Genomic DNA, 13154 nt, shown 5'->3' on the forward strand with positions numbered 1-13154 from the left:
AAAATATTTAAAGGCATCTATGTGGTAGTATTAAAAAAAGAGCTGGACACCATCATATTTTAGTAAGGGATAAGTAATTATGGAAAATAAAAAAATATTTGGAATAATACCAGCCAGATATGGTTCAACAAGATTTCCTGGAAAGCCTCTAGCACCTATTTTAGGCAAACCCATGTTTTTGCATGTATATGAAAAGGTAACTCAATGCAAAAATATTTATAAAGTAGTATTGGCCACTGACCATGAAAAAATTTATAATGTAGCTCAAAATTATAACGTTCCAGTGATTATGACTGATCCTTCCCATAAATCAGGTACAGAGAGGGTATATGAGGCAGCAAAAATATTAGGTGCAAAAGAGGATGATATTGTTATCAATATTCAGGGAGATGAACCCCTTTTAGATCCCAGGATGTTAGATGAATTAATTGAATGTTTTGATGACCATAAAGTTGAAGTTGCAACTCTGGCCAGGGAGATATCCTTTGAAGATGCAGTAAATCCAAATGTTGTTAAGGTAGTATTAGATATAGAAAGTTTTGCAATATATTTTTCCAGATCCCCGATACCATATTTTTCTTCCCTAAATGATCATAAATTTTTAGGTCATATTGGGATGTATGGTTTTAGATTTTATGCACTTAAAAGATTTGTAGAGCTGGATCAGACTTTTTTAGAAAAAGCTGAGAGACTGGAACAACTCAGATTGATTCAAAACCGCATCCCCATTTATGTGAGGGTAACGGAGTACTTTTCTTATGGGGTTGACACCCCTGAAGATTTGGCTAAAGTTGAAAAAATCTTGAAAAAGGAGATATGTCAATGCGGGCATTGCTGGCATTAGAAGACGGAGTTTATTTTGAGGGATATTCCTTTACAGGAGAAGGAGAAACTGGCGGAGAAGTAATCTTTAATACTGGGATGACTGGCTATCAAGAGATATTAACTGACCCTTCTTATAAACATCAACTGGTATGCATGACCTACACCCATATGGGAAATTATGGCATAAATTTTGAGGACATTGAATCAGACAGGGTACAGGTAGCTGGTTTTATAGTAAAAGAGTGTTGTAAAGAGCCGTCAAACTGGCGATCAAAGATGTCCCTTCCTGAGTATCTCAAAAAATACAATGTCATGGGCATTGAAGGAATAGATACCCGTGCCTTAACACGGCATATAAGGCTCCACGGGGCAATGAGGGGCTATATTTCAACTGAAATCTTAGACCCCAAAAAACTAACCAAAAAGGCTCAAGAAATAGAGCCAATGGAAGGACTAAACCTGGTTGATAGGGTAAGTACAAAAGAGGTGTATAAGTGGGAAGGGGGACCTAAAAAAGTTGATTTGATTAATGGAAAGTATAAATGGGAAACAGATAAGCTCAAGTTGGTTGTTTTTGATTTTGGAGTAAAATACAATATCTTGAGGTTACTTGAAAAACAGGGTTTTGAGGTCCTGGTTGTACCATCAACATATACTGCATCAAAAATTAGGGATCTTGGCCCAGATGTTGTTTTTTTATCAAATGGCCCAGGTGATCCAGCAGCAGTTGGTTATGCAATAGAAGAGATATCCAAAATAATTTCAGATTATCCAATTGGTGGGATTTGTCTTGGACATCAAATTTTAGGACTGGTTTTAGGTGGCAAGACCTATAAACTTAAATTTGGACACCACGGGGTAAATCATCCAGTTAGGAGATTAGATGCAAAATACGTTGAAATCACATCCCAAAACCATGGGTTTTGTGTGGACCTATCTGGTATTGATTATCTTAAACAAACCCACATAAATTTAAACGATAAAACATTGGAGGGTTTTGTCCACAGGAAATTGCCAATAATGGCAGTTCAATACCATCCAGAGGCTGCACCAGGGCCGCATGATTCCCGTTATTTTTTTAGAGATTTTGCTGAAATGGTTAGAAGAGTATGTTGATTTTTTAAGATTTTTAAGGGGGGAATTTATGTCGGAAATTTCTAAGGCAAGATCAAAGCTGAGCTCAGTTTCTACGTTGTTAAAAGAGAAGAAGTTTTTGGTCGCTCTTATGAGTATTCAAGATGCTCTAACTATTTATCTAAAGACCCCCCTTTTAAAGCATGAAAAACAGGATTTTAAAAAAAAGCTTCAAGATGCTGTTTATTTACTAAAGATTAATAAAGAATTTGTTCAACAATACCCAATCCCAATTGAATACATTGAGGGAAAAGAAAAAGAACTCTGGGAAAATTTAAAAGAGGCAATCAAAGAACTTCAAGCCAGCTCAATAGAAGAGGCAAAAAAACAATTAGAAGAGCTGGAGAAACTAAAGTCAAGGGAACTTGAAAAGGGAAGAAAACACCTTAAAGACAAAGAATATAGTGAAGCTGAAAAGGTCTTTAATCGTTTAATAAAAACTTTTAAGGAAGATACTGATTTAAAACTCACCATAAGTGACATATACATGGATGAAGGGTTAGTTGAACAGGCACTCAAATACCTAAAAGATGCCTATAAAAATGACCCTGATGCAATTTATCTCTTAAACAAAATGGGGATCACATTAAGAAGAGCTGGAAATCTGGATCTTGCATCAAAGGTGTTTTTAGAGGCTGTGTCTAAATCTCCTGATGATGAATATCTTCTCTTTAATTTAGGACGGGTCTATATTGATGAAAAAAAATGGGAACAAGCAGCAAAGGTTGCCAAAAAGGCCCTTGAGATAAATCCTAACTTTGTTGAAGCTGAAAAAATGCTAAAATATGCCCAGAAAAAACTTGCTAGATGAGATATTAAGGGATCTTTTACCGGGAATCCATTTGCACAAAAAATTTCCATCAAAATAAAACCTAAAATTTGCAACATAAAGCAATATTTTACTTGATAAGATGGTGAATTAATGGTATAAAGTGTTTCTAATACGAAGTATTAGGAGGCACTGATTCTATGCGTAGATTTAATGTTAAATTCACTGAAAAAAATCTTACAGGCAACGCAGGACTGGTATTGCTGGGCCTGTTTGCTGACAAACTGAAGCTTCCCAAGATGCTTGAGCAACACATTACTATTAAGCGGGGAGCTAGCGCACAGTATAAGGTTTCAGACATTATCATGATTTTGATGATGGCAGTGTTAGCCGGGGCTAAGCATATGAGCCATGTATTTATCCTTAGATCTGATTTAGCATTGAGGTCGCTTTTTAAATGGGAAAGGTTTCCTGACGATACTACCATTAGTCGGGTTTTTAAGTTGTTTAATCTCCGACATTGCAATGAACTCTCCGATGTAGAAACAAAAGTGCGCAAAAAGGTTTGGGGTAAAAAAATGGTTTGGCCGCATCACTTTAGATTTGGACTCTACTGTGCGTGGAGTGTATGGGAAACAGGAAGGTGCCGAGAAGGGTTACAACCCCAAGAAGCCAGGACAAAGAGGATATCATCCGTTACTTTGCTTTATTGCTGAGACGCGGGAATGTCTTCACAACTGGTTTAGAGCCGGAGATGCTTATTCTGCCAATGGTTGTGTAGAGTTTATGCAAGAGTGCTTTGCCAAGCTTCCAAGGAGAATCTGGAAAATTATTGTACGTGCAGATTCCGCCTTTTTTAATGGAGAACTCTTAGACTACTTAGAAGAGGCTCATGCTTTGTACTTAATCAAGGTTAAGATGCGAGGACTCACTCAGCTTTTAGAATCTCAGAAATGGCACAAGGTTAGAAATAAACCTGGCTATGAGAAGACCGAATTCACATACAAATGTGAGAGGTGGAAACACCCCCGCCGCTTTGTGGCTATACGTCAAGTAATAGAGAGCAAATTTAATTGCTTTTTTTTTCAGTATTACAAGGACCGAGTATGATTATTTTTGTTACGTAACAAATATGAACTTGAGTCCCTGGGACGTCCACAGGTATTATTGCCAACGGGGTGCGAGTGAAAACTGGATTGAATGGTGCAAGGGGCAGATGGCCTCTGGAAGCATTCTGACACAGGATTTTTGGGCCAATTCCGCTATCTTCCAGACCTGTATCCTGGCCTACAATCTTCTGGTATGGATGATGTGGCTCAACGATGAAGATGGTTTCAGAGAAGAACCCAATACAATCCGCATGTTTCTAATCCATGTCCCAGCTCGCCTGATGCATGGAGGACGACAATGGTTCCTTCGATTATCGAGGGATTATTTTTTCAAAGAACGTTGGATAAAGATAGAGGATTCCATCCGGTCCTTACAATTTGCTTAATCTTTTTTTGAGAGCATTCTCCAAAATAGGATTTTGCGTAAGTCCATGTGTAGTGGTGTGCCTTTACACACCCCTAAAGAGTACCACTGACCGCAGCTTCTACCTGAAAATGCCTCCCAGGTTACAATGAGGGAGACATATCTTTTAACATAACAGCTCAATATCTAGTTATCTCTCTCCATAACAACCGCTTGCTTACGCTTGAACTGTAATTGCAGATTTTAGGTTTTATTATAAGATCCGTACTTATGATACGGCTGTATGGGATTGGTTTGACGCTTTTATCATCGATCCAGATACTGGAGCTCGGCTTGCAACAATAGTGAGCAAAGCTGGAAAACCTGGGACTGACTACGGAGAGTATTGGGAAAGTGACTGGCGAGAAGTAACATACGACTTGAGTCCCTTTGCTGGACAAACCATCAGAATTCAATTTGAGTGTAGACAGGATGGATGGGGGGATCAAACAGCCGTTTACCTTGACAAGATCAGTATTCCTTGCAACTAAGGGAATTCAGTATTGATGAATTTCCAACCAATATTAATATTGCGATAGCTATCATCCTTTGTTTGGTCAGCTCTTCCTTTGAAGAGGAAGGGCTGACCAATAATTCAGTAGCAAAAGAGGGTTTAATTTTTGTTATGAACAATATGTTAATCTGTCGGGGTATATAAGTTAAGGAAAGTAGAAACGTACTGTCTTGGCACCGATTTCGACCAATCAGCATCAGGAAATAGGGATTCAAACCAGATATTATGGACTTAGATTCTAACCAATAATTTTAGAATGGAAAATATATGCAATCAAAGTTGCCAAAAGTTATTATTGGAATATTTTTTCTATTAATAGTAGTTTTAGTTCATATAGTAGTAGATATTCATTGTGCTCAGGGAAAGAATAATTCTTCTAAAAATGGACAAATTATGAATAAAAAGGAAGCGAAAATTATTCTATGGGATCATAAGAAAAATATCTTCTTAAATCAATATCCCTTTGCTAAGAAAATTCAAAGGAAGTGTGAAAGTATATTTGAAGGTGCGGATTCAACCTATAAGTTATCAATAGGAAAAGGATTAATAAAGAAATTAAAGGAAAAAGAAGTCTCGATAGAAATAATTTATACTACCCCGGTAGTATTTTACCCTCTTTATTGGCAAACTAGAACTAAGCCTAAGAAAGTACATATTTTAAGACTGCTAATTCCCATAACTGGAAGGTTCTCTGAGCCTCCAACTATCTTTTATGGCACCCAACAAGATAAACTTACTGATGGAAATCCTTTAGAATATGGAGCCTTTAATAATTTAATAAACAACTACGCCAAAGAAGAGATTCATTACATTAAACAAATGTTAAAGACAAATTTAAACCTGAATCTGTGAAGCTTTATATTGACTGGAATTTCCGGGATAGATAGGAAACAAAGAGAAAGGGAATGGAATCTGTCCTTGACATTGAGAGATTGACATTTTCGCCCAACACTTGGGTGCACCTGACCGCCATTCCGCTGTGGACTACGGCCTTGCGTCATGTCGGCAAGTGACCCTAGACGTTAGCCTTATAAAAATTTATATCTCCGTTGAAAAAAGAGTTGAAAAAATTTTTTTTGTTATTATAATACTGTTGTACAATTGAACCAAAGATAAAGTTGTAAAAGTGAAAATTGTAGTTGATACATCAGTTATTATAGCTGTAATTGCTAACGAACCAGAAAAAAAGAAAATTATAAAAATTACAGAAGGAACAAATTTATTGGCTCCAAGTTCTGTATATTGGGAGATTGGCAACGCTTTTTCCGCAATGTTTCGTAGAGGAAAAGCAGATTTTAAGGAAGTGAAGAAAGCTCTTGCTATATTTAAAAAAATTCCAATAAGATTTGTAGATGTTGAATTAGAAAAATCTCTCAAAATAGCTAAAGAAACAAATATGTATTGTTATGATGCTTATTTATTAAGATGTTGTCAGAAGTATAATTCTCCACTTATAACTTTAGATAAGAAATTATTAAATGTAGCAAAGATATTATCAATAGATGTAATTGAGGTAAAATAATATGGGAGCGTTATATACATATTCAGAAGCGCGTCAAAAATTTGCAAAGATTTTGGAACAGGCTGCAAGTGAAGGAGAAGTATTAGTAAAACGAAAAGATGGACAAGTATTTATCATCAAACCTTTTATTGAAAAGCGCTCACCTTTAGATGTTCCTGGGATTAATCTAGGTGTATCTACATCAGAAATTGTTGATATTATAAGAGAAAGTAGAGAAAAGAAAGGCTAACAAGTCGGTATTATGTAAAAAGTCAAGCTCATAAATAAATTTTTTAAAAAAATTTTCGTTAAGGCACGGAAGTACTCCTTTTTTAATTCATAGGTAGTAGTAGAATAAGTATTAATGCAAGCTATTATTAACAGTCAGGGATTAGGCCCTGCTGCATGACCTAGAATTAACACATTTTAATGGCAGCCGCAGTCTGTAGCTTAGCGAAAGATGTTAAATCTTCCGCATCGACTTGTTTGCGGTCTGCCAAATTTTAAATGCATTAATTTATTCTACTATACCTGTTACATAAGGTTGTTTATTTAACCATACATGCCTTATTCTAGATAGAAGTTTTTTAGCTATTCTAATGATAGCTTGTTGTTTTTTCATTCTAGTTATTAATTTGTTATAACTTTCTAATAATGCAGGGTCTTTTCTAATTGCAACCCATGAGGCTTCTATTAATGCATATTTTAATCTGGAATTTTTTCTATATGTAAGTCCATATTCATAATGAGTATCTCCAGAGGAATATACAGAAGGAGTAAGACCCACATATGATTTTAATTGGTCGAAATTTTTAAATCTTTTCATGTCAATAATTTCTGATAGGATAATAAATGCTATTTTAGAACCTATACCTGGGACTGTTTTAAGAAGATAAAAGATTTCTTTAAAATAAGAGTTATTTATGAATTTTCTTATTTGTTTTAAGATATCATTTTGTTCTTTTCTAAAGAAACAGAGAATATTCAAAAGAGAGTGTAGAGTTTTATCTCCTGATCCATTATCAATAGTTATGGAATAGAGGTGATTAATGAAGTTATTAGACCAATAAGATGTATGTTTTGGTAATGTTATACCGTTATAATCTAAAAAACTTTTTATTTGATTTTTGGTTCTAGTGATGTTTTTAGTGTAATTTAGATATAATCTTACTAAGGATCTTAAATGCTGAGCCTCTGGAGGCGGTACGTATATGGGTTTAAGATTATTATTTTCCAACTCTCTAGCTAATTTAATAGAATCGATTTTATCAGATTTTTTATCTTTTTCTTTATGAGTAGAAGGTATATCAGCAGGATTAACGACCATACAATTAATGCCCAATTTTTTAAATTTTCTATAGATCCAGAAGCCAAATCTTCCAGTTTCATATGCCACAAAGAAATTAGCACAAGGATAATTTTTATTAAGGAAATTAACGAGAATTTCAGGTATAGGGTCTATGGCAAAAGATTTAATAAGCAGCCCGTTATGTCTAATAGAGATATACCAAGTTTTTTTAAGGACATCAATTCCTATGAAAAAATCTTTACCTTTAAAAGAAATTTTTTTATTATTTTTTTGTTGTTTCATAAATGCTCTCCTGGGGTATAAGGTTTAAGTTTATTGATTCTCTCCTTATATCCTGGGAGGGTTAAACTCGTAAAGTGCTTTTTAGCATAAGGTCTGCAGCGAACGGCGTAAACGCCGCCGCTGAGCTTGTCGTTAGGTAACCGTTGATTGGCGGATTGAAAGGAGGTGATGTTTATAAAACAAGATTTAGGAAGAAGTAGGGTCTTTTAAAGCTGGTGGAAACCTCTCTTTAAGAAAAAATACCAGCTAAATCTAAGAAACTAAAAGGAGGTAAGTATTATGACAAAAGAGTTCAAATCGCTAAAAGCATCAGGTCTTTCAGAGGATTTTGATGCCGAGGTTGACGGCTCAGAGCCCATCATTGATGTGAGCGAAGAGGAAGACCATATTACCATATCCTGCATCTTGCCGGGATTTGACCTCTCGGATAATGAGCAGGATGTCAAGGGTGAGAAGATGCCTTTCAAGGAGGTTGGTATCAGCGGTGTGGGATTTGTCTCAGAAAGTGGCAAACCGCTTATGCCTGTATTCAGGAGATTTGTTAATGTACCCCAAGGTTGCGATATCGAGGTCAATGTAAAGAAGGGTAATGAAGTAACCTTTGATGATATCTTGGTGACCCCTGCCCAGGAAAAGGCCATGGACGGGGAAGAGGAGCACGAGTTCGAGTTTGATGAGGAAGCGTATAAGAAGGACGAGTTCTATCCGAAGAATATCGTGAAGGTTAGCGATCCACAGGATGTTGATGGTTATAACGCTGTTCTTGTCGAAATATGCCCACTCCAGTTCAACCCCGTTAAGAGGAAGATAAGAGGGTATGGCAACATAACTATTACCCTCAAGTTTTCACCAAAAGATGAGGAGGATGAAGAGAACAGATTTCCCTTCATAGACCCGGAACTTGAAAGGGAGGGGTTCGGCAACCTTTTCCTTAACCCAAGAAGAAGGACGGTTACTATGCGGCCGTCAAGACCGATTCTGCCTCCACCTCCGCTCTTCTCGCCGGAGTTCATCATCATCTATCACCCTTCCTTCTCGAACGCTGCTCAGAAGCTAGCTAATTGGAAGAACACGAAGGGGATATCCACACAGATCGTGGACATAGGGAGGGTTGGCAACACGGTAGCCGATATAAAGAAATTCATCCGGACCAGGAGAAAGCCTTGGTTCTCAAGACTTCGATATGTTTTGCTGTTCGGTGACACAAATCATATAGTAACAGAAAACGTGTCGGGCAATGCTACTGACTACTACTACTCCACACCAAGGGACCCCTCAAGTGGTTCTGACTGCGTGTCACCTTGGATTGCGATAGGAAGGATTCCTGTCCAGACCAAGCAGGAAGCCCAGGATGTGGTGGACCAGATTATCAGCTATGAGAAGAACCCGCCTTGTGACCCAGCATACTATGAGAGGATGACAGTTGCAGCCTACTTTCAGGATGATTGGCCTCAGGACGGTAAGGCAGACAGAGCCTACATGAAGACGATGGAAGGTATACGGAGCCATTTGGTTTCAATAGGGAAGGAAGTACAGAGGGTGTATGTGACCAACAATCCGAATCCTCAGAAATACAAGGATGGTACCACTGTGCCGGCCGAAGTGAAGAGTGCGATAGTGGATGAGACCACAGCGACGGGCATGCTGATTTCAGAGACAGCAGAAGGCCAACTGATAGTCGGGCACAGGGATCATGGCGGAACCACTGGGTGGGCGCATCCTCCCTTTACAATTAGTAATCTGGATGCTATAATGAGTACTTATCCGTCCATTTTCCTCTCCATCAATTGCTGGACCGGAAGGTTCGACCTCTCCGCACCAAGTGATTGCTTCGCAGAGGCTATGCTGAAGCTAAAAGGTGGTGCTCCTTCACTCATAGCAGCCACTAGGCCATCAGGGACGTGGCGCAATGACAGCCTGATAAAGGCCCTGTTCGACGCCCTGTTCCCGGGTGTAATTCCGACCTACCCTGACACTACGGCCAGCTACGCTATAAAGAACAACCGCTTAGGGGATATCCTAAACTATGCCAAAATGTATCTCTTCGTCGCGCACGGCATTAACTCCGGCGTAAAAGACCACCTGGAAATTTACCACGTGATAGGTGACCCTACCTTGGAGGTGTGGAAGGAACTGCCGAGAGTTATCAACCTTACGGCTAAAGTGATAAGAAGGTATCTGCTTATCCAGCTAAGTCATTCTCCAAAGGGCGGCGTTATCACTATCAGCGAAAGAGGCAAGATACTTAAGACGGTGAAGACCTCATCCACACAGGTGAAGGTGCCTTTGAAGAATCTCAAGCTGCTCAAACCAATACCGGGAATAAGGCGCCGCATTATCTCCGTGTGCCTGTCAGCGCCGGGTTATCGGTTCATTGAGAAGAAGGTGATGATTTAACTCTGAGGTAGAGAAGGTAGGGCCGGTTCTGGTTTCAAAAACTTGCCGGCGCCGGCCCTTTTCGGAAAAAGGGTAGGACACGTGTGGGAAGTATTTTGCTTCCTAAGTGCAACTATGGACGTAGTTTTGATATAGTTTACCCAGAAACCCCTATCATATTTTGGGTTAAAAGGAAGGTCGCCTAACGAATAAGGTTAGATTGTGAGAGCGAGCGTAAGAGAGCGAACCACAATCTGAACCGTTTGTTGGACAAGCCCGGTTAAATATAGAAAATATCTTTTTGTGGCTATGGAGTGTTGATCAAGGAAAGTGGTGGTAAGGGGCATTGGTTGGATTAACCAATGCTATGTGAAGTTGATTTGTTGTTGCGATTGTCATTTTTTTTAATATCCAGGCAATTTTCAGGTAAAAAATTCTGTTTTTAGGGCATAACTATCCTTTACCGGGGATTTTAAAAGATCTCCGGTTTTTTGAATCATATATGGTTTGAGCTTACATAATCATCCTTCCAGCCCCTTTCATGTACAATAACCAGCTTGCGATGGTAATAATCCAGGTATCATTGTTTTTATAATCTTCATGCTATTTCCACAGAGGGGGCAGACTATTGACGGTTTTGGTTTTCGTTTCCATTTGGTGAATGGATTAATACGGAGTATCAACTGTAAAAAACAGATTAATTTCTTGCTGCATGAGTGAAGAAAGCCATAACTTCTGCTTCTTCTAAAGCCTTTAGGCAATACATGGAGCATAATGAGATAGAGGAAGTATTCACCTGAAACGGTTCTGGTTTTATATTGCCTGGTTTTGGCATGGAAGTATCTGAAGGTGACCTTTCCGTTTTTGCATTTTAAGATGTCCTTTTCCCGAATAACTCCTCTGTAAAGATAATTGCCAAGATAGACAATGGCCTTTTCAGCGTTTCCGACGTTTTTACAGTGGACGATCCATTTTTTGGAGCAATTTTTGGGGAGTCTAAGTTTTGCATCTACAATGGCGTGCAGGAGTTTAGCCCTAAACACGGTTCCAAGAGCCTTTTGGTTAAAGAGGTATTTAGTGGATTTTGTTCGCCACAGCCCTGTTTTTGTATTGATGCTGGCTGCAGGCATGATTACATGGATGTGGGGATGATAGTTAAGGTTGCGGGAATGGGTATGAAGTACGGCAATAAAGCCTGCTGCACCGCCAAGTTTTTTATCGTTTTTTACAAAAGTCTTCAGGGTTTCCTGGACAGATGCAAACATCAGGGAATAGAAGGTTTTTTGATTTTTCCATGCCAGGTTTCTGAGTTGAGTGGGAAGAGTAAATGTAATCAGCCAGTAAGTAGCGGGAAGTTTTTTGCTCAACTGATTTTCTATCCATTGCTGGTTTTCATGGTTCTGGCAGTGAGGACAACTTCTGTGTCCACATGAATGTGGAATATAAACGGTGTGGGAGCAGTTATCATTTGAGCACCGTGCTAACATGAGAGGGCCATGTTTATCCCTGCAATGTTCCATGACATGTAGGGCCTTTTTATGCTCCGGCAGGACGAAATTTTTATACTTTACAAAAAAAGAATCTTTGAATTGGGTTATGATAGAAGAAAGGTAAATCATTGCACACCTCCCCATCTGATTTCAAGGTGATTGCTGAGGAAGTTTGCAGCCTTTTGAGCATTGGTTCCGGTTTTGTTGGTAAGGTGTGTGTATTTTGAGGTTGTGAGGATGCTGACATGCCCCAGGATTTTCTGTAATTCTACAAGGTCAACTCCGGCCTCCAGCATATGTGTCGCATAACTGTGGCGAAGAGAGTGACATGAAATTTTTTTTCTAATTTCTAGTTCTGTGACAACTACTTTCATGGCAGTCTGGATGCCACTTCTATCCAGTGGTTTGTCAACAAGATGGGCGTTTTTACGACCTCTTTTGCGATTTGGGAATATAAAGCGTGGATGTTTGTGAACTCTCCAAAAATTTCTGAGTACCTGTAAGGTTTTCCGTGGCAATGGGACTAATCTATCTTTTCTGCCCTTGGCATCACGAATATGAACCCTCATGTTTGTAGAGTCGATATCTCCGAGGTGAAGCTCAATTCCCTCACCCAGCCGCAATCCCAATGAATAGAGTGTGAAAAAGAAAACTTTGTAACTCAAACTTCTGGTAGCTGTTATTAATCGTTGAAGTTCTTCTATAGTCAGAATATCAGGAATTCTGGATGTTTTTGGCGGTTTAATCAAAGGGATATTTTCCCATGTTTTTTTCAGCACATAGGAATAAAAAAATTTGAGACCATAGAGATCGAGCTTGACGGCACTCCAGGAGTGGCTTGCCCGAAGATCGTTGAAGTAATCCAGAAGCTGGTCAGAGGATAGGTCGGATATTTTACAATCAAAGTAATTTCCGATTCGCCTAAGTGCCCTAGAATATGCCTCAATTGTCTTTGGCTGAAATCCGCTTAATTTCAGTAACTTAACATGTTTTTGATAATAAGCATTGAATTTGGGGTCAGTGGGCATGTTTGTGTTCATTATAACCTCCTAATTTAAGAGCCTCTTCTTGGCTCAATACTAGCTAACCTTTTATCACATAAACTTTATATTGCAATCATTAATTATCCGAAGTATAATTACCTAAAATTGCTTGCCGCTTTAGCGGCTTCGTCCAACAATGGCATTCACCTGACCGCCAACAGCGTGGTGATTTTACAAACGCAGTGCTCCGCAAACGCTCATTGCTATTTCAACCTTAGTTGTCCCGCATGTTGGCGGCAGGTGATGCCAGCCATTAAAAAAGAGACAAGAGATTATAAGGGGAGATAAAGAGTTGATGTTTTGATTATTTGTAGATGAAGAGATTATTTTGAGTTAAAGAGATAATGTCGTAGAAGAGATAAGCTTTTTTGATTATTCGTTGCATTAATAGATAATTTT

At 38.6% G+C, this 13154-nt stretch carries 10 protein-coding genes and 1 pseudogene; 8 read left to right on the top strand and 3 right to left on the bottom strand.

The features are described 5' to 3' along the window. The first annotated feature begins 76 nt into the window (after window positions 1-76). The 7 genes and pseudogenes from kdsB (at window position 77) to ACYQ1E_RS13220 (ending at window position 6505) form a co-directional block, all read left to right on the top strand. Window positions 77-844, top strand: coding sequence for a 3-deoxy-manno-octulosonate cytidylyltransferase (gene kdsB, locus ACYQ1E_RS13190; protein WP_459881785.1), 768 nt, complete (start codon window positions 77-79; stop codon window positions 842-844). After that, on the top strand, window positions 823-1941 hold the full coding sequence (gene carA, locus ACYQ1E_RS13195) for a glutamine-hydrolyzing carbamoyl-phosphate synthase small subunit (protein ID WP_459881788.1): 1119 nt from the start codon (window positions 823-825) through the stop codon (window positions 1939-1941). Before kdsB ends, carA begins: the two co-directional genes overlap by 22 nt. A 28-nt stretch (window positions 1942-1969) precedes the next feature. Further along, window positions 1970-2770, top strand: a complete 801-nt coding sequence (locus ACYQ1E_RS13200; RefSeq protein ID WP_459880296.1) for a tetratricopeptide repeat protein — start codon at window positions 1970-1972, stop codon at window positions 2768-2770. 158 nt (window positions 2771-2928) lie between these two features. Next, window positions 2929-4223: pseudogene (locus tag ACYQ1E_RS13205) on the top strand (IS1380 family transposase). Between the two features lie 798 nt (window positions 4224-5021). After that, window positions 5022-5606 (top strand): hypothetical protein, encoded by a 585-nt coding sequence (locus tag ACYQ1E_RS13210; RefSeq protein ID WP_459880299.1) that lies wholly within the window; start codon window positions 5022-5024, stop codon window positions 5604-5606. 274 nt (window positions 5607-5880) lie between these two features. Continuing rightward, the gene (locus ACYQ1E_RS13215) at window positions 5881-6276 is read left to right on the top strand and encodes a type II toxin-antitoxin system VapC family toxin (protein ID WP_459880302.1); all 396 of its coding nucleotides are present in this window, start codon (window positions 5881-5883) and stop codon (window positions 6274-6276) included. 1 nt (window position 6277) lies between these two features. After that, window positions 6278-6505: a hypothetical protein gene (locus ACYQ1E_RS13220; protein WP_459880305.1), complete on the top strand. Its 228-nt coding sequence runs from the start codon at window positions 6278-6280 to the stop codon at window positions 6503-6505. A gap of 267 nt (window positions 6506-6772) precedes the next feature. Here the strand turns inward: ACYQ1E_RS13220 and ACYQ1E_RS13225 are convergent, their stop codons facing one another. After that, window positions 6773-7846, bottom strand: coding sequence for an IS110 family RNA-guided transposase (locus ACYQ1E_RS13225; protein WP_459880306.1), 1074 nt, complete (start codon window positions 7844-7846; stop codon window positions 6773-6775). Window positions 7847-8125: 279 nt separating this feature from the next. On the opposite strand from ACYQ1E_RS13225, the gene ACYQ1E_RS13230 reads away from it, so the two are divergent. After that, entirely contained in the window at window positions 8126-10243 is a 2118-nt protein-coding gene (locus tag ACYQ1E_RS13230; RefSeq protein ID WP_459880307.1) for a C25 family cysteine peptidase, read from the top strand. Between the two features lie 518 nt (window positions 10244-10761). Here ACYQ1E_RS13230 and ACYQ1E_RS13235 read toward each other — a convergent pair. Together ACYQ1E_RS13235 and ACYQ1E_RS13240 are read right to left on the bottom strand one after the other, a co-directional pair. Then, entirely contained in the window at window positions 10762-11841 is a 1080-nt protein-coding gene (locus tag ACYQ1E_RS13235) for an IS91 family transposase (RefSeq protein ID WP_459880309.1), read from the bottom strand. After that, window positions 11838-12752 carry a tyrosine-type recombinase/integrase gene (locus ACYQ1E_RS13240; protein ID WP_459880311.1) on the bottom strand — a complete coding sequence of 305 codons (915 nt, stop codon included), beginning with the start codon at window positions 12750-12752 and terminating at the stop codon, window positions 11838-11840. The genes ACYQ1E_RS13235 and ACYQ1E_RS13240 overlap by 4 nt, the downstream gene beginning before the upstream one ends. Window positions 12753-13154 lie beyond the last annotated feature (402 nt).

This window comes from Desulfothermus naphthae, from assembly GCF_054657475.1.

Bases quoted from the DNA above. Each gene is read 5' to 3' on its own strand.
- carA (WP_459881788.1), top strand. From the start codon at position 823: ATGCGGGCATTGCTGGCATTAGAAGACGGAGTTTATTTTGAGGGATAT.
- ACYQ1E_RS13200 (WP_459880296.1), top strand. From the start codon at position 1,970: ATGTCGGAAATTTCTAAGGCAAGATCAAAGCTGAGCTCAGTTTCTACG.
- ACYQ1E_RS13210 (WP_459880299.1), top strand. From the start codon at position 5,022: ATGCAATCAAAGTTGCCAAAAGTTATTATTGGAATATTTTTTCTATTA.
- ACYQ1E_RS13220 (WP_459880305.1), top strand. From the start codon at position 6,278: ATGGGAGCGTTATATACATATTCAGAAGCGCGTCAAAAATTTGCAAAG.
- ACYQ1E_RS13225 (WP_459880306.1), bottom strand. From the start codon at position 7,846: ATGAAACAACAAAAAAATAATAAAAAAATTTCTTTTAAAGGTAAAGAT.
- ACYQ1E_RS13230 (WP_459880307.1), top strand. From the start codon at position 8,126: ATGACAAAAGAGTTCAAATCGCTAAAAGCATCAGGTCTTTCAGAGGAT.
- ACYQ1E_RS13235 (WP_459880309.1), bottom strand. From the start codon at position 11,841: ATGATTTACCTTTCTTCTATCATAACCCAATTCAAAGATTCTTTTTTT.
- ACYQ1E_RS13240 (WP_459880311.1), bottom strand. From the start codon at position 12,752: ATGAACACAAACATGCCCACTGACCCCAAATTCAATGCTTATTATCAA.